At 40.9% G+C, this 23,559-nt stretch carries 22 protein-coding genes; 13 read left to right on the plus strand and 9 right to left on the minus strand.

Going from position 1 to position 23,559, the window contains the following annotated elements; translation table 11 throughout:
• Positions 1-12 precede the first annotated feature (12 nt).
• Together MTP09_RS02280 and MTP09_RS02285 are read left to right on the plus strand one after the other, a co-directional pair.
• The gene (locus MTP09_RS02280; RefSeq protein WP_243550255.1) at positions 13-1,224 is read left to right on the plus strand and encodes a type IX secretion system plug protein; all 1,212 of its coding nucleotides are present in this window, start codon (positions 13-15) and stop codon (positions 1,222-1,224) included.
• Between the two features lie 356 nt (positions 1,225-1,580).
• A complete protein-coding gene (locus tag MTP09_RS02285) occupies positions 1,581-1,787 on the plus strand; it encodes a hypothetical protein (RefSeq protein ID WP_243550257.1) in 207 nt (68 codons plus the stop codon).
• 581 nt (positions 1,788-2,368) lie between these two features.
• Here the strand turns inward: MTP09_RS02285 and hemH are convergent.
• Positions 2,369-3,436 carry a ferrochelatase gene (gene hemH, locus MTP09_RS02295; RefSeq protein ID WP_243550259.1) on the minus strand — a complete coding sequence of 356 codons (1,068 nt, stop codon included), beginning with the start codon at positions 3,434-3,436 and terminating at the stop codon, positions 2,369-2,371.
• Between the two features lie 87 nt (positions 3,437-3,523).
• On the minus strand, positions 3,524-4,402 hold the full coding sequence (locus MTP09_RS02300; protein WP_243550261.1) for a NifU family protein: 879 nt from the start codon (positions 4,400-4,402) through the stop codon (positions 3,524-3,526).
• 322 nt (positions 4,403-4,724) lie between these two features.
• On the opposite strand from MTP09_RS02300, the gene MTP09_RS02305 reads away from it, so the two are divergent.
• The 3 genes from MTP09_RS02305 (at position 4,725) to MTP09_RS02315 (ending at position 7,063) form a co-directional block, all read left to right on the plus strand.
• Positions 4,725-5,237 (plus strand): gamma carbonic anhydrase family protein, encoded by a 513-nt coding sequence (locus tag MTP09_RS02305; RefSeq protein ID WP_243550263.1) that lies wholly within the window; start codon positions 4,725-4,727, stop codon positions 5,235-5,237.
• Positions 5,238-5,554: 317 nt separating this feature from the next.
• The gene (locus tag MTP09_RS02310; RefSeq protein WP_243550265.1) at positions 5,555-6,112 is read left to right on the plus strand and encodes a GNAT family N-acetyltransferase; all 558 of its coding nucleotides are present in this window, start codon (positions 5,555-5,557) and stop codon (positions 6,110-6,112) included.
• Positions 6,113-6,127: 15 nt separating this feature from the next.
• Positions 6,128-7,063 (plus strand): YihY/virulence factor BrkB family protein, encoded by a 936-nt coding sequence (locus MTP09_RS02315; protein ID WP_243550267.1) that lies wholly within the window; start codon positions 6,128-6,130, stop codon positions 7,061-7,063.
• A 1-nt stretch (position 7,064) separates the two neighbouring features.
• Here the strand turns inward: MTP09_RS02315 and MTP09_RS02320 are convergent, their stop codons facing one another.
• Positions 7,065-7,610: a hypothetical protein gene (locus MTP09_RS02320; protein ID WP_243550269.1), complete on the minus strand. Its 546-nt coding sequence runs from the start codon at positions 7,608-7,610 to the stop codon at positions 7,065-7,067.
• Between the two features lie 18 nt (positions 7,611-7,628).
• Between MTP09_RS02320 and MTP09_RS02325 the strand changes: the two genes are divergently transcribed.
• Positions 7,629-9,752: a helix-turn-helix domain-containing protein gene (locus MTP09_RS02325; RefSeq protein ID WP_243550271.1), complete on the plus strand. Its 2,124-nt coding sequence runs from the start codon at positions 7,629-7,631 to the stop codon at positions 9,750-9,752.
• A gap of 74 nt (positions 9,753-9,826) precedes the next feature.
• Here the strand turns inward: MTP09_RS02325 and lnt are convergent, their stop codons facing one another.
• The 5 genes from lnt to MTP09_RS02350 all read right to left on the minus strand — a co-directional run bounded on the left by lnt (position 9,827) and on the right by MTP09_RS02350 (position 14,686).
• Positions 9,827-11,461, minus strand: coding sequence for an apolipoprotein N-acyltransferase (gene lnt / locus MTP09_RS02330; RefSeq protein WP_243550273.1), 1,635 nt, complete (start codon positions 11,459-11,461; stop codon positions 9,827-9,829).
• A 144-nt stretch (positions 11,462-11,605) separates the two neighbouring features.
• A complete protein-coding gene (folB, locus tag MTP09_RS02335) occupies positions 11,606-11,965 on the minus strand; it encodes a dihydroneopterin aldolase (protein ID WP_243550275.1) in 360 nt (119 codons plus the stop codon).
• Between the two features lie 51 nt (positions 11,966-12,016).
• Positions 12,017-13,036, minus strand: coding sequence for a quinolinate synthase NadA (gene nadA, locus MTP09_RS02340; protein ID WP_243550277.1), 1,020 nt, complete (start codon positions 13,034-13,036; stop codon positions 12,017-12,019).
• 81 nt (positions 13,037-13,117) lie between these two features.
• Positions 13,118-13,729, minus strand: a complete 612-nt coding sequence (gmk, locus tag MTP09_RS02345) for a guanylate kinase (RefSeq protein WP_243550279.1) — start codon at positions 13,727-13,729, stop codon at positions 13,118-13,120.
• Positions 13,730-13,828: 99 nt separating this feature from the next.
• On the minus strand, positions 13,829-14,686 hold the full coding sequence (locus tag MTP09_RS02350) for a YicC/YloC family endoribonuclease (protein WP_243550281.1): 858 nt from the start codon (positions 14,684-14,686) through the stop codon (positions 13,829-13,831).
• A 125-nt stretch (positions 14,687-14,811) separates the two neighbouring features.
• On the opposite strand from MTP09_RS02350, the gene MTP09_RS02355 reads away from it, so the two are divergent.
• The 7 genes from MTP09_RS02355 (at position 14,812) to MTP09_RS02385 (ending at position 22,538) form a co-directional block, all read left to right on the plus strand.
• Complete coding sequence (locus tag MTP09_RS02355) at positions 14,812-15,888, plus strand: PASTA domain-containing protein (protein WP_243550283.1); 1,077 nt, start codon at positions 14,812-14,814, stop codon at positions 15,886-15,888.
• A 61-nt stretch (positions 15,889-15,949) separates the two neighbouring features.
• Positions 15,950-17,005, plus strand: a complete 1,056-nt coding sequence (locus MTP09_RS02360; protein WP_243550285.1) for an RluA family pseudouridine synthase — start codon at positions 15,950-15,952, stop codon at positions 17,003-17,005.
• 50 nt (positions 17,006-17,055) lie between these two features.
• Positions 17,056-18,006, plus strand: coding sequence for a PorP/SprF family type IX secretion system membrane protein (locus MTP09_RS02365; RefSeq protein ID WP_243550287.1), 951 nt, complete (start codon positions 17,056-17,058; stop codon positions 18,004-18,006).
• Positions 18,007-18,078: 72 nt separating this feature from the next.
• Positions 18,079-19,203, plus strand: a complete 1,125-nt coding sequence (gene hemW, locus MTP09_RS02370; protein WP_243550289.1) for a radical SAM family heme chaperone HemW — start codon at positions 18,079-18,081, stop codon at positions 19,201-19,203.
• Between the two features lie 362 nt (positions 19,204-19,565).
• Positions 19,566-20,396 (plus strand): glutamate racemase, encoded by an 831-nt coding sequence (gene murI / locus MTP09_RS02375; RefSeq protein WP_243550292.1) that lies wholly within the window; start codon positions 19,566-19,568, stop codon positions 20,394-20,396.
• Between the two features lie 822 nt (positions 20,397-21,218).
• Positions 21,219-21,935 (plus strand): DUF3822 family protein, encoded by a 717-nt coding sequence (locus tag MTP09_RS02380; RefSeq protein WP_243550294.1) that lies wholly within the window; start codon positions 21,219-21,221, stop codon positions 21,933-21,935.
• Between the two features lie 21 nt (positions 21,936-21,956).
• The gene (locus MTP09_RS02385; protein WP_243550296.1) at positions 21,957-22,538 is read left to right on the plus strand and encodes an RsmD family RNA methyltransferase; all 582 of its coding nucleotides are present in this window, start codon (positions 21,957-21,959) and stop codon (positions 22,536-22,538) included.
• Positions 22,539-22,664: 126 nt separating this feature from the next.
• Here the strand turns inward: MTP09_RS02385 and MTP09_RS02390 are convergent, their stop codons facing one another.
• Positions 22,665-23,159 carry a Smr/MutS family protein gene (locus MTP09_RS02390; RefSeq protein WP_243550298.1) on the minus strand — a complete coding sequence of 165 codons (495 nt, stop codon included), beginning with the start codon at positions 23,157-23,159 and terminating at the stop codon, positions 22,665-22,667.
• Between the last annotated feature and the right edge of the window lie 400 nt (positions 23,160-23,559).

The raw sequence follows: 23,559 nt of genomic DNA on the forward strand, positions 1-23,559 counted from the left end.
ATCTTCGTACCGATGAAAAACTTATATCTCATTTTGCTTTTTTGCGTTTCGTTCAGCTTTGGTCAGGACATCAGAGGAATCCAACTGTTTAATCCGCAAACCAACGACGAAACTCCCGTGATTGGTTTCAATGAGCGCTTGATTCTGCGTTTCGACGACCTTTCCAATTCCAGCACGATTTATCGCTATACGATTAAGCATTTCGACAGAAATTGGAATGATGACGGACTCTTTTTCACCGAATATGCGAACGGAAGTTTAAATGGGCTCATCGACCAGTTTCAGTACTCGTTCAACACTTTGCAGCAGTACACGAATTATACGCTGACTTTCCCAAATGATAAGATGCAGCCAAAGATTTCGGGAAATTTCGAACTGATCGTCTATAAAGATTCTGCGAGCAAACCGATTTTTACCAAGAGATTCTCCGTGGTTGAAGATGGGGCGAATCTCGGGTTGAACGTGACCAGAACTTCGGATGCGCGAAATCCGCAAATCAATCAGAGAGTGGAAGTACAGGCGATTGGAAATTCCGGGGTTCTGACTTCGAACGTGAATTCTGTTTCGCTGAACGTCATCCAAAACAACAACTGGAATATGTCTGTACAGAATCTTCGACCAAGCTCAACTTTAGGGAATAAACTTTTGTTCCAGCAGATGAATTTGGTTTTCCCCGGAAACAACGAGTTTTATTATTTCGACAATAAGAATCTGATGGGCGCTTTCGATATGGTCGCAGGAAACGAAAATGTGGACGGCGTGAATTACACCTATCTCCATCCAGTTTGGGCTTTTCCGCTAAATTACCAATATCAACCAGATGTGAACGGAGCTTTCTATTTCCGAAGAAACGATTTGGGAATCGAGCGAAATGCTGATCGCGAAGCAGATTATTCGTGGGTGTATTTTGCCCTCGACTCCGAAAAGACCGATAAGGAAATTTATGTTTTGGGCGGCTTTAATGACTTTATCCCCTCAACAGAGAACCAAATGTTTTACGATGAAAAAGCAAAGAAGTATATCGCCAAAATTTATCTGAAACAGGGATTCTACAATTACATTTTAACGACAAAAAATCCTGACGGCACTTTGAACTTCGGGGAGATCAACGGGAATTTTTGGCAAACTGAGAATCTTTATCAGGCATTTCTGTATTACCAACCTTTCGGCAGAAACTACGACGGGCTCATTGGTTACGGCGAATTCCGATCACCAGTTCGATAACTTCTTACACATAACAACTTTAATATTGCCTGTTTTTAAGCAGGCATTTTTATTTTTCTTTCTTAATGATATCAATGATTTTCCATATCAGTAATGGCTTTTTCGTAATATATTGATATTCAATTATGATTAATTTAAATAGATATAAATAAGGAAAAGCAAATGGTTATTAGTAATTTATTGATATTTTTTTTATCATAAAGCATTAATGATTACAAGAAATTTATATAATATTGATGTTCATGATGAAAAAGATAAGTATTGAATAATATTTATTTTTAATTTTTCTCAACTAAAGTATGGTGTGAATGAAAATAAACAATACATTTATTCTGCAATTTTAAAAATCAATAAAAATGAACCGCAAATTTCTCCTCGCTGCTGCTTTCCTTTCAGCAACATTTGTTTTCGCTCAGGAAGCGCCTTCCAAATTAATTACAGGCAAAAACGGACTTCACGCCGAGTTCCTGAGATTTGACAAAAATGCACCCGATTTTCAGGGATTGCCAGTTTTGTTTAATGAAAGTTCAAGACAGTTTTCCAACGCTGAAGCCAGAAATTAGGAACCGAAACCGATCAGTTGGGTTATGAAGCCCACCGTTTTCTGCAGATGATTAACGGACTTCCTGTGGAATGCGGAATGATGAACGTTCAAACCAAGAACGGCAAAATCGTTGGTGAAACCGGAAAGTGGATTGTGGACAGCCAAAAATTATCTGCTGCAGCAAAATCGAAACAGATTGCTCTTTCTGAAAGTATCGCATTTCAGAATGCCTTGAATTTTGTGGGCGCTAAAGTGTACAAATGGGAAAATGCAGACGAAGAAAATATGCATAAAGCAAGCTCAAACAGCGATTTGGCAACCTATATGCCGAAAGGAGAAAAAGTGTATTACTCGCAACCGACAGATGAAAACCTTTCTGACCTTAAACTGGCTTATAAATTCGATATTTATGCGGAAGAACCTTTGAGCAGACAATACGTTTTCGTAGATGCAAAATCAGGAGAAATTCTCGGTACAGAGCAACTCATTCACGAAACGAACGCTCCAGGAACTGCGGTAACCGGCTACAGCGGAACGCAAACGAAGCAGCGCCTTCTGAAAAGAGGCGCTGTTTTGATTTTAGGTAATATTGAAGAAGCTTCAGACCAAATAGAAATCTCCCAACTCTTCTTCGCAAAGTGTTTTCACCACTTCAACCCATCGGTCTTCATCGTTCAGACAGGGAATGTAGTGGAAGTTTTCTCCACCCGCGTGAAGGAATTCCTCTTTTCCTTCAACCGAAATTTCTTCTAAAGTTTCCAGGCAGTCGGAAACAAATGCGGGACAGACGATTGCCAGATTCTTCACTCCTTTTTTCGGTAGATTTTCTAAAGTTTCGTCAGTGTATGGCTCGATCCACTTGTCTTTTCCCAGTCGTGATTGAAACGTAACCAAAGCTTTTTCTTTGGGTAAATTTAATTTTTCTAAAACCAATTCAGTCGTTTTGAAACATTGGTGTCGGTAGCAAAACCGGTGACTTGGATTATTTTCGCGTGAGCAGCAATCTTTCAGATTACAGGTTTTTGTTGGATCGGTTTTATAGAGGTGTCTTTCAGGAACGCCGTGATAAGAGAACTGCAGTGCGTCGAAATTCTCGGGCAGTTTTTCTCGGATGCTTTCCGCCAAACAGTCGATGTAGATTTCTCTGTTGTAAAACGGCTGCACATAATTGATTTTCACACCGGGGAAAAATTCCTTTCTCACTTCCTCTGCTTTTTCGACCACCGTTTCCGTCGTGCTCATCGCGTATTGCGGATAAAGCGGGAAAAGTACAATTTCAGAAACTCCCTGGTCAACCAGCTTTTGGATTCCTGTCCTGATGCTTGGTTCGGCGTATCTCATCCCGATTTCGACAGGAACGTCCACTAATTTTTGAAGTTTTCTCTGGATCTGTTCGGTAATGACGATCAACGGAGAACCTTCGTCGGTCCATACCGTTTTGTAAGCTTCCGCCGATTTTGCGGGGCGTGTTCTAAGAATAATTCCGCGTACCAAAAGCGTTCGGAAAAACCAGCGGTAGTCGATCACGCGTTCATCCATCAGGAATTCGTCCAGATATTCTTTTACATCTTCAACCTTTGTCGATTTTGGCGAACCGAGGTTTACAAGCAATATTCCTTTTCGGGAATCTTTCGGCTGTAGATTTGATATTTGCGATTCTTTACTCAAAAAAATTGACTTTTAATATTTAAAATTTTAAACTCGTATTCCGACGATTCAGTTTTGAACTTGAAACTTGAAACTCGAAACAAAAATCTACTCGTTCACTGCTTCCACTTTTTCCACGAGATCGGGAACGAATTGTTTTAGGATATTTTCAATTCCGCCCTTCAACGTCGCGGTAGAACTTGGGCATCCTGAACACGCACCTTGAAGTAGCATTTTCGCCACCTTATTTTCTTCGTCGTATTCCATTAATGAAATTTTTCCGCCATCGCCTTCTACAGCGGGAGCAACGTATTCATTAAGGATATCGGAAATTTTTTGTTCGTTTTCGTTGTATTCGCGGTTGATCAATTTCTCAACGGGAGTCTCGTGTTTTTGCGGCTCGATGTTCGCAACTCTTCCGCCATTCTGCAGATAGTCGGAAATAAAAGCTCTCACCGGAACCATAATTTCGTGCCACTGGTAAGTGTCGTCTTTGGTCACTGCCACGAAATTGTCGGAAATAAAAACCTGTGTCACATATTCAAACTCGTCAAAAATTGCTTTTGCCAAAGGAATGTCGTCAGCTTCTTCCCTCGATTTTGCTTCCAGAAAACCTTCGAGTAAAAATTTCGTGGAAACGAATTTCATCACATTCGGATTGGGCGTCATTTCCGAATAAATCTGGTACATTTCTTTTCTTTTTTGAAGATAAACCCGTGGATTTGCGAGCAACTCGTCTTCGATAACGGTTTTTAAGATTTCAGCAACGTGTTCCCATTCCACGGAATCCTGTTTCGCCACAGCAACAAAATTTGCGGTAATGAAAATTCTCTCAACGAAAGGATATTTCAGAAGTTCCTGCGCTAAAGGAATTTCGGAAAGATCGGAAGTTCTGTCCAGCTCCAAAGATCCAGGAATCAGGTTGTAATCTGCCACAAACTTCATCACTTTCGGATTCTCTGTCGGCTCTATGATAATCTTTGTCATTTTATTTATTAAATTTGAGATGCAAAAATACGGATAAGAAATCGGATAGCGAAGTCCTTATTTTAGACTTTGTCAATCACTGAAATTTTGATGGAAGATGGGAGATGGAAGTCTGAAGTCCGAAGACAAAGTATTGAAAGATTGAAATTTCAACAAACTGATCCGAAATCTGAATTGCGAAGCAATCACGAACTCCATAAAAATAATAGATTAATTCGTGAGTAAACTTGAAACTTGAAACCTGAGACTTGAAACCTGAAACTTGAAACTTGTAACAAATTCAAACAAATTCAAATTTATCAAACCAAATCAAACCAAAAGAATGGCAATTATTCGTGAGCTTTTAGGCAAAACCCCACAAATCGGTGAAGGAACTTTTTTGGCAGAAACCGCAACGATCATCGGCGACGTCGTAATGGGCAAAAACTGCAGTATTTGGTACAATGCGGTAATTCGTGGCGATGTGCATTATATCAGAATGGGCGATAAAGTCAACGTTCAGGACAACGCCATGCTGCACTGCACCTACGAGAAATTTCCGCTTACGTTGGGTAACAATGTTTCGATCGGTCACAATGCGATTGTTCACGGCTGCACGATCCACGACAATGTGCTGATCGGAATGGGCGCGATCGTGATGGACGACTGTTTGGTGGAAAGCAACTCCATCGTGGGTGCAGGTTCGGTGGTTACTCAGGGAACGCACATCAAGTCCGGCGAAGTTTGGGGCGGAGTTCCCGCAAGAAAAATCAAAGACATTTCCGCCGATTTATTGGAAGGCGAAGTGAACAGAATTGCAAATAATTACGTGAAATATTCCAGTTGGTACATGTAAGGACAAATCGAGCTTTGTCCAAAAACCGAAGGTTTTTTCGAGAATGATTTCAGGAAAACTATTTATTGACTCAATAGGAGCGAAATCTGTGTTCCAAATTACACGCAAAATAATCTGCGCTCCGAAGGAGTGATATTACAAATTTAATGATAGAATTAGGCGTTTACATAATGGTATCTAACATCAATAGGAACGGGCTTTAGCCCGTTTGTTTTAAGTGATTTCATTTGGCTTTAGCCAAAACTTATTTATTTTTAATCTGAATATCCAGCATTCTATAGTGCTTTTCGTATTAGTTAATTGTCTAAATCGGTATAATGAAAACCTTCCCCCAACTCCAAACACAGCGGCTCCTCTTAAACCGTCCCGTTCAATCCGACACCGACGATTTAATCAAGCAGTTGAACACCGATTCCGCATTTTCCGAAAACACGCTCAGTATTCCCTTTCCGTACAAAATCGAAGACGCGCAATTTTTCATGGAAAATTTGGTGAATAAAGGTTTTGAAGATCAAACCAATTTCACATTTGCAATCAGGCAGAAAGAGCAACCCGCGCTAATCGGCGCCATCGGAATTCATATCGACTTTAAAAACAAGAAAGCAGAGCTCGGTTACTGGTTGGGAAAAGATTTCTGGAATCGTGGATTTGTCACCGAAGCATTGAAGGAAGTCATCCGCTTCGGGTTTACCGACCTTCACCTAAATAAACTGTACGCATCCCATTTTCCGCATAATCCTGCTTCGGGAAAAATTATGATGAACTGTGGTATGAATTTGGAAGCGCAACTAAAAGAGGAATATTTTAAAAACGGGAAACACATCGATGTTTTAAGATATTCCATACTGAAAACCGATTTCGAAAACGGAATCTGAAATTCCTAAATAAAAATGCGCTACCTGAAATTCACTTGGCAACTTCTGAAAGAGACTTTCACCTCGTGGAATAATTCCTCCGCATCCAAAGATTCGGCGAGCATCGCCTACAACGCCATTTTTTCACTTCCCGGACTTTTGATTATCATTATTTGGGTAGCGGGAATGTTTTTTGGCGACGAAGCAATTCGCGGTGAAATCACCCGCCAAATCAGTGGGATTACAGGAAAAGAAATCGGTGACAGTGTTCAGGATATGGTGATGAGCGCGGTTTGGGACAGAGAAAATGTCTTCATGAAAATCATCGGAATCGCATCGCTGGTTTTCGGGGCGACTACCTTGTTTTTTCAGATGCAGCAAAGCTTAAACACTTTGTGGGATGTGGAAGCGGCACCGAAAAAAGCGTTTCAGAAATATATCCTCGACCGCGCCAACTCTTTGGGAATGATCCTGATTATCGCTTTTTTGTTATTGATAAGTTTGGTCCTTTCTTCACTCTTAGGAATCGCAAGCGACTGGATTACAAGACGTTTCGGTATCGAAACTTTGATTTTCACCCAAATCGTCAATTTTGTGGTAAGCTTTGTGGTGGTGACGGTTCTATTTGCAATGATGTTTAAAATTCTTCCCGATGTCGATATTTCCTGGCGTTCGGTTTGGATGGGTGCGTTGCTTACCGCCTTTCTTTTCAATGTCGGAAAATATCTGCTCGGAATTTATTTTGAATTTTCGAAGCCGACTTCAGTTTTCGGTGCGGCGGGAACGATTATTTTGCTGATGATGTGGATCAACTATTCGTGTCAGCTTGTATTTTTCGGAGCTGAATTTACCAAGGTTTATGCTGAAAAGATGGGGCATTACATCAAGCCGTCCCGTCACGCAAAATGGAGCGCAGCAAAACTTCTGAAAGACTCCCTGCACAAAACGGAGAGCAACCAAAGCGTCGGTTAAATCACTGCACTTCTGATACCGCCGACTTTCCTCCCATCAAAACTGCTTTTCCATTTTCGCAACGGATTCCGGAAGGAGCGGGAACCACCGCGCAATCCGAAATAATTCCGTATTTCTGGTTAAAGGCCGACTGCATTTGCGTAACGTTTTTGATTTTCGGGAGAATTTCGTTTTCGATTTTTATCGGATAGGCGATGTAGGAACTCGGACCGCCGCAAGGTTTGGACCCGATCGGTGAAATCCGCCATTCTGAGGCATCGGTGCAGGTTTCTTTCGCAATCTCGGCCTCAATTTCCTGAATCATCACCGAGAGCTTTTTGTAGTCCTCCTGCTGCACATAATTGTTGTCGGGTTTCAGCGCGATGTCTTTCGGAAGTGTTTCGGTATCAATATTTTTCTTTGATTTACAGGAATTTAATGATAAAACAGAAATGGCGATTACAAGAAAATACTTCATTTTTTGGGTTTTGAATTGTGCATCAAAAATACTGCCTTTTCCACGGAATACCAATTTTTGGGTGTTTTCCACATGGTTTGCGTCGAACATTTTCAGTATTTTTGAAGGATGAATGAATCTCTCTTCAATTTAGCCGAACATACCAACAGAAGTATTTTCCTCACCGGAAAAGCCGGAACCGGGAAAACTACTTTTCTGAACGATTTTGTGAAGAGAACCCGTAAGAAACACATCGTGGTCGCACCAACCGGGATTGCCGCGATCAACGCAGGTGGAGTTACGATTCACTCGATGTTTGGTTTGCCACTGCGAACTTTTGCTCCCACCACAGAAAGGATTGACGGAAATCTTGCGATGAATATTGCAGATTTAATGCACCACTTCAGATACCGAAAAGAAAAACTGAAACTGCTGCGAGAAATCGAGATCATCATTATCGATGAGGTTTCGATGTTGAGAGCCGATGTGTTGGATATGATGGATTTTTCTCTTCGCCACGTGCGAAGAAATCAGCAGAAATTCGGGGGAGTACAGATGCTGTTCATCGGAGATTTGTATCAGCTTCCGCCGGTGGTTCGCGATGAGAATATTTTGAACCAATATTATAATTCCCCTTTCTTTTTTGAAAGTTTGGCGCTGAAGGAATTGCCTTTAATAACGATTGAACTGACCACCGTTTACCGCCAGAAAGACGAAAAATTTCTCGACATCCTCAATGAAATCCGTGATGGTGAAATTCGCGATATCGATTTTGAAAGTTTGAATGAAAGGTATATTCCTGATTTCGAACCGACCGACGAACCTTATGTTTACCTCACTTCCCACAACCGAATGGCGGATGAAATCAACCGGAAAAAATTGGCGGAACTTCCCGGGAAATCCTTTTTCTTTAAAGCAGATATTGTCGGTGATTTTAATGAAAACCAGTATCCGAACGATGAAACGCTGGAACTGAAAGTCGGCTCGCAAATTATGTTTATCCGAAACGATGCTAGTGGCGAAAGAAGATATTTCAACGGAAAGTTGGCGGAAATTGTTGACCTCGACGAAAAAGGAATTACCGTAGTCATCGATGGCGACGATGAAAGTTACACTTTAAAGAAAGAAGTGTGGGAACAGAAAAGATATTCCCTCGATTCTGAGAAAAACATCACCGAAGATATTTTGGGAAGTTTCAAACAATACCCGATCCGTTTAGCTTGGGCGGTTACGATCCATAAAAGTCAGGGACTCACTTTCGACCGGCTCATCATCGATGCAGGAAAATCTTTTGCTTCCGGGCAGGTTTACGTCGCACTTTCGCGTTGCAGAACTTTGGAAGGAATTGTCTTAAAATCCAAAATCACACCCGACGTTATTTTTGCCGACAGAAGGGTTTCAAAATTTCAGGATGATACTCATGCAAACGACAGAATGGACGAAATCCTGAATGCCGAAAAATATGATTACAGCATCAAGAAAGTCCTGAATCGTCTCGACTGCAGGTGGTTTAAAAATTCATTGGATTCGTGGAACAACTCGTCGAAATACAGCAAATTCGTCGATAAGGATAAGGTGAAATTTCTTTATCAGGGAATCAAGCCCGAACTCGAAAACCTGATTTCCATTTATGATAAATTCGAAAAAATCATTCTTCAGAAAACGCAGAAGTTTGTTCATGGAAACGGGGAGTGGAGCGAGATTGAGGCCAAGTCAAAAGGGGCGGTGAATTTTTTCTTTAACAATGTTAATGAAAAGATTTTCCAGCAGTTGTTGGATTTTTATGCCGAAACTAAAGGCGTGAAAGGTCTGAAACAATATAATGAGGATTTCCGTGTTTTTCTGGATGATTTGGAAGATTATCTGAATGACCTGAAAAAAGTTTACCTGCTGGAAACCAAGCTGTTTGATGGAGAAAACGACGTGAAAATATCAACCAAGATTGCAAAAGTTCCTTCACATATTCTCACTTTCCAAATGTTTGAGGAAGGCAAAACCATTCCCGAAATCGCAAAGGAAAGAGGTTTGGTTACGGAAACCATTTTCGGGCACCTCTCGAAATTTGCAAGTCAGGGTTTGCTCGATCTTTCCAGAATTTTCCCAAAAGAAAAACTCAAGATTTTCGAAAAGGAATTTCAAAACGCCGATTCCCACGACAGTCTCACCGACTGGAAAAACGCGTTACCAAAAGATTTCGAATACAACGAAATCCGAATGCTGCTGAATCATTATACTTTTGAAAGAGCCAAGTAAAAAGAGCCAAGTAAAAAGAGCCAAGTAAATAGGTACGAACAAAAATTCACCATTCACCGACGAAGTCGAATTGACTATTGACTTTTCTTCCTCGCCTGAAACTGCTTAATCAAAGTATAAAACACCAAAAATCCGAGCACGAAAATTGAAATTCTGGAGAGCAAATCTCCGGCTCTGGTGTAGAAAGTCATTCCTTCATAAAGGTTGACTTTTGCAAAAAGGGCGGTTTTGTCGCCGTAAAGCGTATCTGCCAAAACATCGCCTCTCGCATTGATATGTGCAGAGATTCCACTGTTTGCGGATCGTGCGATTTCACGACGGGTTTCAATCGCGCGCAGTTGCGCATAAGACATCAATTGTTCGTGTCCCTGCGTAACTCCCCACCAGGAATCATTGGTCATAATTGCCAAGAAATTTGCGCCCTTTTTCACATATTCCGTCGTGAATTCTCCATAAATACTTTCATAACAAATGATCGGAGCGAGTTTTCCTTTGTTGAAAGGATTGGTGAAAACTTTTCTGTCCTCGTCAATTCCGAGTGAAGCCACAGTTCCGCCGAGATTCAGCATTGCGTCGCCGAGAATCGGTTTCAGAACATTCATATAAGGGAAAATCTCCACACCGGGAACGAGTTTTCCTTTATGGTAAACTTCCACTTTTTGGTTGGGAATAATCTGTACTGCGGAATTGTAACTGTCTACAAAACTTCCGTCGGAAACCTGATACGCCGAGTTCGGTTTTTCTTCGGAACCAGAATAAAATCGGTGAGAAGAAATGCCCGTTGCAAAAACCGATTTCGGATGTTTGGTGAGGAAATTTTTAACCGTATTCAAAAGCAGACTTTGCTCAAAACCTTTTTCGGAAATCGATCCAAAACCGGGAAGCGATGTTTCAGGACCGATGTAGTAATCGATCTGTCCTTTTGAATTTTGTTCCGCCAAAGTAAGCAGGTCGTTCAGAATCGTCAAACTGTCTTTTGCGTATTTTTCGGTATAGGGATCGAGTTCCGGCTGCAACAAAAGTACATTTACAGAGCCGCTCGGTTTTTCATTAAAGTTATTGTACTTCACAAGTGAAATCAAAATTGGCAGAAAAATGAATAGTGCAACAATCGACGTGTTGATAATCAGGGATTTGCGTTTCCTTCCTGCTTCCCAAATTCTTAAGGTATAGAAAACGTAAACATTAATAAGCAAAATCCAGAAACTTCCTCCGGTTGCGCCTAAAGTGTCGTACCACTGGATCAGCTTCGGATAATCAGAAAAGACATTTCCAAGATTTAACCATGGCCAAGTCAGTTCCCAACTCATGTGGAATTTTTCGAAACACATCCAGATCGCCACAAAAAAAGTGAGCCCCCAATAAGTTCCCTGCGCTTTTTTGTACCAGTGATACAGTTGAAAAACCAGCGAATACAAAAGTGAATTCACCACAACCGGAAAAACCACCGCCATCAGAGAATGGGTTCCATCGGGATTTTTCGAACCGTACAGCCAACCCGTCGTCACAATATTCCAAATGACAAAAGCGAGATAGGAGAGTCCGAAAACCGCCCAACCTTTTCTTTTGATTTTTGAGAATTTCGTGATATCGTGCTCCATCATCAGAAGCGGGACGAGCGCGAAAAATATGAAAAACGGGATGCCGTAAGTGGGCCACGAAATGCTGAGAAGTACCGCCGATAAAAGCGAGAGAATAAAATATTTCATACTGCGATTAATTTTGCCCAAGAAAAAAAGTAGGCAGAAATTTTTTGTTGCCGCACAAATTTAGGGAAAAATAAATGGGTTTTCTTTTTAGAAAAAAATATTGCCGAAGTTTAATTCTTCGGCAATATGTTGTTAATCTTTAATTCAATAACTTTTTTCAATTTCCACGCTTACTCCGCTCATTTCGCCGCGCATCGGTGGATTGGTTTTGGTCATCCTTACTTTAATAAAGGTAATCTGCGGAAACGCCAGCTTAATTTTCTTTGAAATCCTTCCTACGACGTGCTCCATCAGTTTCGAGGGGATTTTCATTTCTTCGTGAATAATGTCGTTCACTTCAGCATAATTAATGGTGTCGTTCAGATCATCGGTTCCGACTGCTTTCCACAAATCGGCGTGGATTTCGACATTCAGAATAAAGTAAGTGCCGATGATGTTTTCTTCGGGAAGAACACCGTGATAGCCGTAAATTTTTAGATTTTCAAGAAAAATTTTGCTGGTCATATTAAAAGGAATGAGCTAATTTGTGAATTTTCAAATTTTCAAATTTCCAAATTATTTAATCGATTTCGAAAGCTCCATCATCTTTTCGATCGGCTCCAATGCTTTCAGGCGAAGTTCCTCGTCGATGGTGATTTCCGGAAGTTCATACTTCATGCACAGATAAAGCTTTTCTAAAGTATTTCGCTTCATATAGAAACATTCCGAGCAATTGCACGATTCGTCAAAAACCAGTGCGGGAATCAGTTCTTTCTGTGGTGCGCGTTTTCTCATTTCGTGCAGGATTCCTTCCTCGGTTGCCACAATGAATTTCTGGCAGTCGTCTTTTTCCACATAATTAAGGAGTGCCGAAGTGGAGCCCACAAATTCCGCCAAATCCAGAACCGGAGTCTCACTTTCAGGGTGCGCGATAAGTTTCGCATCGGGATTATCGGCGAGCTGTTTTGCAATTCTTTCCATAGAAAACGCTTCGTGCACAATGCAGCTTCCGTCCCACAAAATCATGTCGCGACCGGTTTTTTTCATCAGGTATCTTCCGAGGTTTTTATCCGGAGCAAAAATAATCGGTCTGTCTTCCGGCATCGATTTAATGATGGTTTCTGCGTTGGAACTCGTCACGATAATGTCGGATTCCGCCTTGGTTTCCGCATTACAGTTGATGTAGGTTGCGATCAGCGCTCCCGGATGTTGTTCGCGCATCGCACGCAAACCTTCGCCGCTGCAACCGTCTGCAAGTGAGCAACCTGCCTGTGTATCGGGAAGAACCACTTTCTTGGTCGGGTTCAAAATTTTCGCTGCTTCCGCCATAAAGTGCACACCGCAGAACGCGATCATATCCGCATCGGTGTCGCGCGCTGCTCTCGCCAATTGCAGGGAATCACCAAGATAATCGGCAATATCCTGAATTGCAGGCGGTTGGTAATAATGCGCGAGGATTACCGCGTTTTTTTCTTTTTTTAATTCGAGGATTGCTTTTACCAATTCTTCACCGTCAGGAATAATCAGGTCGTCGATTTTTAGGAATCCTCTCACCGGAAGATTAGAGATGGCTTTATCTAATGTTGTTGTGCTCATAATATGTTTGAACTTTGTTTGAAATTGTTTGAAGTGGTTTGAAGTGGTTTGAAACTTACAAATAAATCGTGTTCCTCAAATTTAAGCATTTAAAAATTCCTGCACCAATTTACTGATTTCGGATTTGGCTTCGTCCAGATTATTGTTCACCACGATTTTATCAAATTGGTTTTGGAACGTCATTTCGTGCGCCGCTTTTTCCACTCTGGTTTGAATGGTTTCCGCGTCGTCCGTTGCTCTTGATATCAATCTTCGTTCCAGTTCCTCGATCGATGGAGGCATAATGAAAATGGAAAGCGCCTTTTCGCCAAAATATTTTTTCAGCGAGATTCCGCCTTTCACGTCCACATCAAAAATTACGGTTTTTCCTTCGCTCCAAATTCTTTCGACCTCCGATTTCAGCGTGCCGTAATATTTGTCTTCATACACTTCCTCGAACTCCACAAACGCTTCCTCCCAAATCTTCTGGCGGAATTTTTCGGGAGTGATGAAGTGGTAATCAACCCCGTCTTTTTCGGTTCCGCGCGGATTTCTCGTGGTACACGAAATCGAAAATGCCAGTTCGGGAAAATTTTCCAGGCAGTGCTTTACCAAAGTGGTTTTGCCGCTTCCGCTGGGTGCGGAGAAGATGATGACTTTTTCCCCCTTTCCCCCAAAGGGGGAGCGATGGTCAGTATGTGTTGCAGTTTGCATTTTTGTTCAAAAATTTAGAGTTTTTATCGAAGTTTGACTCGTTTACACTTTTTGCGTCAAATTTGTAGACCTTTTCTCCCCTTTGGGGGAAAGGGGGGATTATAGAACGTTCAGCGTTTGCTCCTTTATTTTTTCCAGGTCGTCTTTCATTTTTACGACTAATTTCTGGATTTCGGCGTGGTTGGCTTTCGAACCGAGCGTGTTGATTTCGCGGCCAATTTCCTGCGAAATAAAACCGAGTTTTTTTCCGTTGAAATCTTCGTCTTTCATCACTTCCAGATAGTATTTCAAATGTTGCGCGAGCCGGACTTTTTCTTCGGAAATGTCGAGTTTTTCTGTGTAATAAGCCATTTCCTGATAGAAACGCGTTTCGTCCAGATTATCGAATTCGTTCAGGGTTTTTCGGTAGCGTTCCTTCACGCCGTCCATTCTTACTGATTCAAATGGCTCAACCAAAGCTAGATTGTTTTCAATGTTTTGGATGTTTTTCGCGAGTTCATCGTGCAGGATTTCACCTTCTGTTTTTCTGAAGCTGTCGAATTTTGAAAGTGCCTCGTTCAGTAATCCGGTCAGGAAAATCCACTCGTTTTCGTTGAGTTCGTCGGGTCTTGTCGAGATAGCGTCGGGAAATCTGATCGCCATTTTCAGGTACTCGAAATCGGGGCCGTCGCTCGTGATTTTCTTTAATTCATCGATATAGGATTTCACCAGATCGTGGTTGATGCTCACGTCGTTGGAATCGTTGAGGGTTTCCAGATTGATGAAGCAGTCCACTTTTCCGCGCAGAATTTTGTCGTTCAGGATTTTTCTGACGTCGAATTCCTTTTCTTTATATCTTAAAGGAATTTTAATATTCAGGTCAAACTGCTTGCTGTTGAGCGACTTGATATCGACCGTGATTTTTTTTCCTTCAAAAACTCCCTCGCTTCTTCCGAAGCCGGTCATTGATAAAACCATTGGATAAATTTAATAAGCAAAGATACAGATTTCATGGCTTTTTCAATAAAAAACTGATTCTTCCGTTCTGATTACCGAAAAGATTATTTTATATATTTGCACTTATATTTTAAAGATTCCGTTTTATGCTAAAATCACTTTTCCACTGGAAAGTTCTGTTGAATTTACTATTGGCGGCTGCAGTTTTCACAGGTTTGGTTTGGCTTACGTTCCGCTGGTTGGAGCTTCATACCAATCACGGTAAAGAAATTCCGGTACCGAATGTGATGAACAAATCTGTGCACGACGCCATCAAGATTTTGGACGATTCCGGTCTGGAATATGAAGTGGACAGTTTCAAATACGACCCGAAATACCGTCCGTTCCAGGTTTTGCAGGTGTATCCTTCTCCGGGTTCCCGAGTGAAAGACGGAAGAACGGTCATCTTGAAAGTGAATCCTAGAACTTGGGCACAAGTTTCGGTACCCGATGTTTTGGATCGTTATAAAGGGTTGGCTTTCAGGCAACTTGAACAGGTTGGGCTGAAAGTGGGCGATACGATTTTTGAGCCAAGTATTCAGCGCGATGCAGTTTTGCGAATGCTGTACAATGGTTCTACGTTGAAACCGGGCGCACTTTTGCCCAGATTTTCCACCATCGATTTAGTCATCGGATCCGGTCCGAAAAGAAATATTGTCATTCCAAATCTCATCGGCTTAACCGTGCAGGAAGCAAAGGCGATTATCGTACAAAACTTATTTGAAGTTGGCTTGGTTGAACACGAAGACGGAAAGCAGGACGAATCCGATATCGTTTATTATCAAGATCCTGCATCGAGCGACGTTCGCGATCAGGGAATGCAGATCGACATTTGGGCGAGCAAGAAAACTCCGGCGGAAATGGGCGGAAAAATTTCTCAGCTGAACTCGATTTACAGAATCAAAATCGACACTACCGCACCACGGATCAACTACGATGTTCCCGTTTACAGAGAACCGTCACCACGTGTAACTCAGCCAAGAACGGAAGAGCCACCGACTGAAACTCCGCAACAGAAACCTTCAGCAGAAACCCCGAAACCTGCGGAAACAAAACCGAAACCAGCTGCAGAAACTAAACCTAAAGCAGACACTAAACCAAAGACAGAACCGGCAACTTCGGCACCGAAATCAACACCGAAACCTGAAGAAAAGCCAAAAGCCAAGAAAGTAATCGTTGAATAAACTTCAACCCAAAATATCATAAAGCTTCAGCAGAATGTTGGAGCTTTATTTTTCAAAAATAATGACTGACGAATACGAAGAATTTTCAGAAGAGGAGTTTTTAAACCAGGAATCCAGCGATGCGGAATCGGAAGGACTTTATGAGCATTTCAGTATCAAGGTTGACCGTGGTCAGGAACCGTTGAGAATTGATAAATTCCTTCAGAACTTCAGGCAGAATTCTTCCCGCAATAAAATCTCGCAAACATGTAGAGCCGGAAATGTGGTGGTCAACGGAAAAACCGTCAAACAAAACTACCGCGTAAAACCGGGAGACGAAATTTCGGTGCTTTTAACGAGACCTCCGCGGGAAAATGTCGTTATTCCACAAGATATTCCGCTAAATATCGTTTATGAAGATGACGATTTGGTTGTGGTCGATAAACCCGCAGGAATGGTGGTTCACCCCGGTCACGGAAACTGGGACGGAACTTTGGTCAACGCGCTTGCTTTCCATTTTGAAAAAAACGGAGAAAAGTCTGATTTGGACAGGGTTGGTTTGGTCCACCGGATTGATAAGGATACCTCCGGACTTTTGGTGATTGCAAAGAACGAATATGCACTAAGCTATCTTGCGAAGCAGTTTTTCGACCGGAAAACAAAGCGGCTTTACTGGGCATTTGTCTGGGGAAATTTAGCAGAAGACTCCGGAACCATCCGCGGAAATATCGGCAGACATTTGAAAAACAGAATGCAGATGGCGGTTTTCGAAGACGGAAGTATGGGGAAACACGCGGTGACGCACTACAAAGTCATTGAACGGTTTAAGTACATGACCTGGGTGGAATGTAAACTGGAAACGGGGAGGACGCACCAAATCCGTGCGCACTTTAAACATATTGGTCATACTTTGTTTAATGATGAAAGATATGAAGGCAACCAGATTCTGAAGGGAGTCAACCTGCCAAAATACAAGCAGTTTGTGAAGAATGTTTTCGAAGTGTTGCCGCGGCACGCTTTGCATGCACACACACTGGGATTCATTCACCCCACCACAAAGGAAGAAATGTATTTTGAAAGCCCGATGCCTGAAGATATGGACGAAGCCGTAAAAAAATGGCGAAAATATTTGGAATAGTTTGTATTAAAAAGTTTTTATATTTGCCGGAAATTCACTCAAATCTAATTATGAGAAAAATATATGCGTTGGTTTTCACAATAATTTGTACTGCATTGTGGAAGGGTCAGGAAACATTACCTTATTATCAACAATATTTGATGGAGGGCGATTTCCTTTTCAATCCGGCGCTATATGGAAAAACTAACGATGTCGTAGTGAATTTGAATTACCAAAAGCAGTTCTCGAAATTTGATCAGTCGCCAAATGTTCAGTCCATCGGTGTTCACGCCAATATTTTTGACAGGGTAGGAGCCGGATTACACTTTTTTAGAGACCAGAACGGGCCCGTTTCGTCGAACGGATTTTCTGCCGGAGCTTCCTACTTTATTCCAATTGATGATGATGGCGAAAGAAAGAGCCAGTTTTCATTTGGTACTAATGTGAGCTTCTATAATATGAGCTTCGATTATGGTATGCTTAATCCGCAAGATCCGGGAGATCCTGTACTGACGGGTGATCACAACAATCTGTTCTTGGTTTATGCCAATTTGGGACTTGCTGCAACCTACCGTAATTTTTTCACAGGTTTTTCGATTAATGATATTGCGCTAACCAATGATATTCCCATTATCAACGGTATTGAGCCGGAACCAACTAAATTTATGGTCAACGCCGGTTATAACTATTATATTGGTGAGCAGTTTTTTATAACGCCTTCTGCGATGGTGAACTTCAATACCAATTCCTCAAAAATGATCGATCTGAACCTAATGGCGACGGTTTTGGGTGAGGAGAATTCGTTTTCTGCTGGTGCAAGTTTCAGAACAGCAAACAATAAATTCGGTAATCAGAGTTTAGGGATTTCTCCCATCATCAAGGCGACGGTGAGCAGATTTACTTTCGGCGCCAGTTATAATTTCGGATTGTCAGATATTCAGCAATACGCGGGAAGCAGCTTTATGCTGAGCGTTGGCTACAATATCGAGAACTTTATCAACACGAGAGGTTTCAGGTATTAATTATAAGTGATGGATGATAAGCGATGTGCGATGGAATGCCCGTTTTAAGTGCTTTCACAGAACAAGATTTACATGCTCTACCTCCATATTCCCTTCTGCAAACAGAAATGCAGCTACTGCAATTTTCATTTCTCGACTTCCTTAAACTTTAAGGATGAAATGATTTCGGCCATAAAGAAAGAAATTTTTCTAAGAAATGGCGAGCTTCAAAACAAAAACTTAAAATCCCTTTACTTCGGCGGTGGAACACCATCAATCTTGAAAGTGGATGAACTAAAATCCATTATTGACGAGGTGCTGAAATATTTTACCTTCGACCGGGAAATTGAAATCACCCTCGAAGCCAATCCCGATGATCTTGATAAAAATTATTTAAAGGATTTATCGGATTCCGCAGTCAACCGTTTGTCGATCGGTACCCAAAGTTTTTTTGATGAGGATTTAAAGATGATGAACCGCGCCCATAATTCATCTGAGGCGGAAAGCTCCATCAAGAGAGCGCAGGATTTCGGATTCGAAAACATCAGCATCGACCTGATTTATGGTTCACCCACTTCCGATTTCGAAATCTGGAAGGAGAATTTAAACAAAATCATTGAACTCCAGGTTCCGCATGTTTCTTCATACGCTTTAACGGTGGAGCCGAAAACGGCATTAAATCAATGGATTAAAAACGGAAAAATCAATGCGCCGAAAGAATCGGAACAGAACCGCGAGTTCTACTATATGTCGGATTTTCTGAAAGATCACGGTTTCGAACATTATGAGATTTCCAATTTTGGGAAACCGGGTTTTCATTCCAAACACAATTCTGCATACTGGAAATATCGGGAATATTTAGGAATCGGTCCATCCGCACATTCCTACAACGGGCGAAATGAGAGGAGCTGGAATATTGCCAATAACCAGCAGTATATCAAGTTATTAAGTCAAAATATTTTAGCTAAAGAAACAGAGATTCTGTCTGAAAAAGACCGCTTCAACGAAATGCTGATGATTGGTTTAAGGACAATTTGGGGAGTGGATCTTTCAGATTTTGATAAAAATTTTGGTGACGAAATTAGGGAGCACTTCCAAAAAGAAATTACTCCAAAAATGGAGGAAGGTTTCCTGATCCTTGAAGACAACCACTTGAAAATACCTGAAAAACATTGGTTTCTTGCGGACGGGATTGCATCGGATTTGTTTATGGTTTGATGCTTCACCTTTTTTAGGAGGAGTTTTTACTCGCAACGAGCGCAAGGAAAACTTTGACAAAATTACTTCATATCTTATGAGCGCAAAGGCATTTCATTTAGCAAAGACCGAGAAGTTCCAATTAAAATGTGCTAAACTAGGTGTTCATTGTTTAGCATTAATAAGCGACAGCGCCTTGGTTTATCTTATTTTGAGGAATAAGAGTCAGATAATCTTGGTTTAGCTTTGCGAGAAATTTTCCAGGTAAAAGATACAGCGGAATTTTTACACTTTTGGCAGAATGGATTTGGCATAATAATTTGCGATAAGGTGAAAAATCGTTTTCCGCTCATTTTCATTATTTTTGTACAAATATTTTTCCTTTGAAAAACAGAAAACCAGATTTCAGCCATCTTTCGCCGAACCAGCCGATCGGGATTTTTGATTCCGGAGTGGGCGGATTAACCGTGGCCAAAGAAATCAAGCGACTGCTTCCACATGAAAACCTCATCTATTTTGGAGATACCAAACATTTACCGTACGGTGAAAAATCCAAGGAAGCGATTGTGGGATACTCCGAAAAAATCACCGAATTCCTTTTAGAAAAAAACTGCAAAGCCATCGTGATCGCCTGTAATTCGGCGACAGCAAATGCGCTGAAAGAAGTTCAGGATTTGGTGGCAGAAAAAGTTCCCGTGATCGACGTGATCAATCCGGTTGCAGAGAAAGTTTCCTACGAAATCCACAACAATGTCGGTGTGATTGCCACAAAAGCTACCGTGAATTCGGGACTTTACAAAAAATCCATCCGAAAGCACAACAAGTTCATCAAGGTGGACGAACTGGCAACACCGCTTTTGGTTCCCGCAATAGAGGAAGGTTTTAAGAACCATCCGATCACGCACTCGATCATCTACAATTACCTGAGCAACAATAAGTTAAAAAATATCGAAACACTCATTCTTGGTTGCACACATTATCCGCTCCTTATTGACGAGATCAAACAGTATTACGGAAACCGCGTGAGAGTCATCGATTCGCCGAATATTGTTGCCAATCAGCTGAAAATGATTTTGGAGAAACACCACCTTCTCAATGAAAATAATCCGAACCCAACCTACCATTTTTATCTTTCGGATATTACCAAGAATTTTGAGAGAATCTCTAAGAAGTTCTTCGGGAAATCTATTGATCTTGAGCTGAAGGTGCTTTAAGATTTTTTTGTTAACGGCGATCTACAAATAAGTAAAGGAGCTTCTTTTCAATTTGATTGGGCTTTCTATGTTTTGGCTAAAGCCAATGAATACTTTACTTCTGATAAACGGGCTAAAGCCCGTTCCAATTGATTCAACAAAAGACCTTTAATGAATTAATTCGGATTCTTCGTATGTCCTTGCTAAATGAAATGCTTTAACACACTTCAAATATGCAGTCATTTTGTTAAGTTTTTCTGTGCGAATTGCGGGGAAAATTCTCGCAAAGCAAAACAAAGCCATATTCATCTTTATTGCTCAGATATAAGCTAAACAACGGCGCTATCGCTTATTTTAGCTACACAAAGATAGCAATAAGACATTAAATATTTGGGTAATCAAATCGGAATCGTTGTGTGTCCTTGCTAAATGAAATGCCTTAACGCACTTCAAATATGCAGTCATTTTGTTAAGTTTTTCTGTGCGAATTGCGGGGAAAATTTTCGCAAAGCAAAACAAAGCCATATTCATCTTTATTGCTCAGATATAAGCTAAACAACGGCGCTATCGCTTATTTTAGCTGCACAAAGATAGCAATAAGACATTCAATATTTGGGTAATTAAATCGGAATCGTAGTGTGTCCTTGCTAAATGAAATGCCTTTGCGCTCTTCAAATATGAAGTCTTTAGTAAAAAAATCCTTGCGCGCTTTGCGAGAAATTGCAGTCACGAAGTCAAATTGAGGCAAATTAATATTTCACACCAATATTAATAGAAATGAAGACGACCTCGAACTCCGAAAACATTCTTATTTTTTAGCTAAATTTGTGCGCACAGAATATTATGCAGAAACTTTCGCTACTTTTCACCAAGGACGGGCTACAATACAGGATTTCAAAAAACAGGAAGGTTCTTGAGGAACACGAGTTTTTCGTTAATGAGGAAACTCCGGAGAATTATGTTCCGCTGAAACTTGACGAAATTCTTTCCCAAAAACAATTTTCCGAAATCAATGTTATTTCTGCGCTGAACCATTTCACGATGATGGCTGAAGGATTTTCGCACCACGATTTAGGAATGGATCTGATTGGGTTCAATGCTGATGTGGACAAAGAAAATGAAGAACTGATGCTCGCTGTGAATAAAAAGTTCGGCGTTCAGTTTTACTATACTTTTCCCAAGGATAACTATGGAAAAATCAAGGATTTGCAAAAAAAGACGACGTTCAATTTTTCAGGTGAAAAGTTTCTGGGCAGCATCACGACAAAAAATCAGAAGGAAATCCATATCAACCTTTACCATCACCAGTGTGAGTTTTTTGCGCTCGACAAAAAGAAAGTCATTCTGTACAACAATCTCGACGTGAGTTCGGAGGTGGATTTTCTGTATTTCATTATGTTTACCTTAAGCAAAATCGGTTTCGGAACTGCGGAAACCCAGTTTTTTGTCTACGGAGAAACGACCAGAAACGAGACCTTTATTTCAGAACTTCGGAAGTTTGTGAAGAACCTGAAAATTGTTTTCGACAATATTCCCAATAAGAACTTTATCCTCAGTTAAACAGCGCAGAACCCACGAATTATGTACAGAATTATTAGCGGAAAATGGAAATCAAAAAGAATTTCTGCACCGAAAAATTTCGAGGTTCGACCGACCACCGACTTTGCGAAAGAGGCGTTGTTCAGCATTATCGAAAACCGCTACGATATGGAAGCGGAGTTCATTTCGGTACTTGATCTGTTTGCGGGGATTGGCTCGATTTCGCTGGAGTTTGCTTCCCGTGGTTGCAACGATGTGACTTCCGTGGAGATGAATCCGAAACACGCGGCGTTCATTAATTCTACCGCTGCAGAGCTCGAAATGGCGATTCAGGTCAATGTTCAGCGCGCCGATGTTTTTGATTATTTAAAGAAAAACCGAAACCATAAAACTTATGATTTGCTGGTAGCGGATCCGCCTTTCGATACTGAGGAAAAAAAATATAACGAGCTGATCAGCTTGGTTTTAAATAATAAATTTCTGAAGCCAAACGGGATTTTCGTCCTCGAGCATCAAAGCCGAACGAAACTTTCGCACCCCAATATTCTCGAAACCAGAAAATACGGGAATGTGAGTTTTTCCTTCATTAAAGCAAATGAGGAAACGACGATAGAAAGCGAGTAATGTCATCAATATTTAGAATCCGTTACATTTTCAAAATAAACGTGAATTTGCTCCTTTTAGGATCGGGGTAAAGGAATTTCCGACATAATATTTTCTTAATAAAATTTAGACAACTATTAGTATTTACTACTTAATGAAAACCGTCACTTTTCCTGTTTGGTGATAGAAAAATTCGTGGTCTTCAAATTCCAAATTCGTTTGTCCTTCCAAGTAATCGTGCACCATTTTTTGTAAAACGCCGTCTCCGATTCCGTGAATGATTTCAAGTTTCCTGATTTTGTTTTTTCTGCAAAATTCAATGGTTTCGATGAGGTGATCGCGTTGGATGAAAAGCCGTTCGGTAGCGTCGTATTGTTTTGGATTCTCGACTAATTTCTCAAAATGAAGGTCGAGGACTTTGTGTATTTTTGGGTTTTTCTGTGATGTGGATTTTGTCTGCACCTTTTTGTTGACGGTTCCAAGTTCTTCATAAATGGAGGCGTTCTTCAGAACCAGCTTCTCTTTTTGATATTCGTGAACAAACCCGTGGTCATCTTTGAAATAAACGGTATCCTGCTTCACTGAGGTTATCTTTCCTTCCAAGTCTTCATCAATTACGGAAACGTGGTCGCCAATTTTCATTCGGTTATTTTTTTGCAAAGGTAATTAATCAGCAATTTACCAATTTACCGGTGTAGCAATTAGCGGTCGGCATTCGGCATTCAGCTTTCGGCAAATGAAAGCAACACGAGAAAATTCTGGATACCAAAAAGTTGAAACTTAAACCTGAAATGCGTAGCATTCACGAACTCAAATAAGAAATTAAAAAATTGTGAGTAAACTTCAAACTTCCATCTTGCACTCTGCAACTTGCACCTTGCAACATGAAACTTGTGTTTTGCATCTTTCACCTCGAATCTCGAATCTTAAAACTTGAAATGCATAGCATTCATGAACTCAAATAAGAAAATAAATAAGATTGTGAGTAATCTTGAATCTTGAATCTCCATTTTTTTTCTTTAAATTTACATCTTTAATCATT

Source organism: Chryseobacterium suipulveris, from assembly GCF_022811685.1.
GTDB lineage: Bacteria > Bacteroidota > Bacteroidia > Flavobacteriales > Weeksellaceae > Kaistella > Kaistella suipulveris.

Excerpts from the sequence above, each read along its gene's own strand:
- MTP09_RS02280 (WP_243550255.1), top strand. The coding sequence starts at position 13 with ATGAAAAACTTATATCTCATTTTGCTTTTTTGCGTTTCGTTCAGCTTT.
- MTP09_RS02285 (WP_243550257.1), top strand. The coding sequence starts at position 1,581 with ATGAACCGCAAATTTCTCCTCGCTGCTGCTTTCCTTTCAGCAACATTT.
- MTP09_RS02300 (WP_243550261.1), bottom strand. The coding sequence starts at position 4,402 with ATGACAAAGATTATCATAGAGCCGACAGAGAATCCGAAAGTGATGAAG.
- MTP09_RS02305 (WP_243550263.1), top strand. The coding sequence starts at position 4,725 with ATGGCAATTATTCGTGAGCTTTTAGGCAAAACCCCACAAATCGGTGAA.
- MTP09_RS02310 (WP_243550265.1), top strand. The coding sequence starts at position 5,555 with ATGAAAACCTTCCCCCAACTCCAAACACAGCGGCTCCTCTTAAACCGT.
- MTP09_RS02315 (WP_243550267.1), top strand. The coding sequence starts at position 6,128 with ATGCGCTACCTGAAATTCACTTGGCAACTTCTGAAAGAGACTTTCACC.
- MTP09_RS02320 (WP_243550269.1), bottom strand. The coding sequence starts at position 7,610 with ATGTTCGACGCAAACCATGTGGAAAACACCCAAAAATTGGTATTCCGT.
- MTP09_RS02325 (WP_243550271.1), top strand. The coding sequence starts at position 7,629 with ATGAATGAATCTCTCTTCAATTTAGCCGAACATACCAACAGAAGTATT.
- lnt (WP_243550273.1), bottom strand. The coding sequence starts at position 11,461 with ATGAAATATTTTATTCTCTCGCTTTTATCGGCGGTACTTCTCAGCATT.
- folB (WP_243550275.1), bottom strand. The coding sequence starts at position 11,965 with ATGACCAGCAAAATTTTTCTTGAAAATCTAAAAATTTACGGCTATCAC.
- nadA (WP_243550277.1), bottom strand. The coding sequence starts at position 13,036 with ATGAGCACAACAACATTAGATAAAGCCATCTCTAATCTTCCGGTGAGA.
- gmk (WP_243550279.1), bottom strand. The coding sequence starts at position 13,729 with ATGCAAACTGCAACACATACTGACCATCGCTCCCCCTTTGGGGGAAAG.
- MTP09_RS02350 (WP_243550281.1), bottom strand. The coding sequence starts at position 14,686 with ATGGTTTTATCAATGACCGGCTTCGGAAGAAGCGAGGGAGTTTTTGAA.
- MTP09_RS02355 (WP_243550283.1), top strand. The coding sequence starts at position 14,812 with ATGCTAAAATCACTTTTCCACTGGAAAGTTCTGTTGAATTTACTATTG.
- MTP09_RS02360 (WP_243550285.1), top strand. The coding sequence starts at position 15,950 with ATGACTGACGAATACGAAGAATTTTCAGAAGAGGAGTTTTTAAACCAG.
- MTP09_RS02365 (WP_243550287.1), top strand. The coding sequence starts at position 17,056 with ATGAGAAAAATATATGCGTTGGTTTTCACAATAATTTGTACTGCATTG.
- hemW (WP_243550289.1), top strand. The coding sequence starts at position 18,079 with ATGCTCTACCTCCATATTCCCTTCTGCAAACAGAAATGCAGCTACTGC.
- MTP09_RS02380 (WP_243550294.1), top strand. The coding sequence starts at position 21,219 with ATGCAGAAACTTTCGCTACTTTTCACCAAGGACGGGCTACAATACAGG.
- MTP09_RS02385 (WP_243550296.1), top strand. The coding sequence starts at position 21,957 with ATGTACAGAATTATTAGCGGAAAATGGAAATCAAAAAGAATTTCTGCA.
- MTP09_RS02390 (WP_243550298.1), bottom strand. The coding sequence starts at position 23,159 with ATGAAAATTGGCGACCACGTTTCCGTAATTGATGAAGACTTGGAAGGA.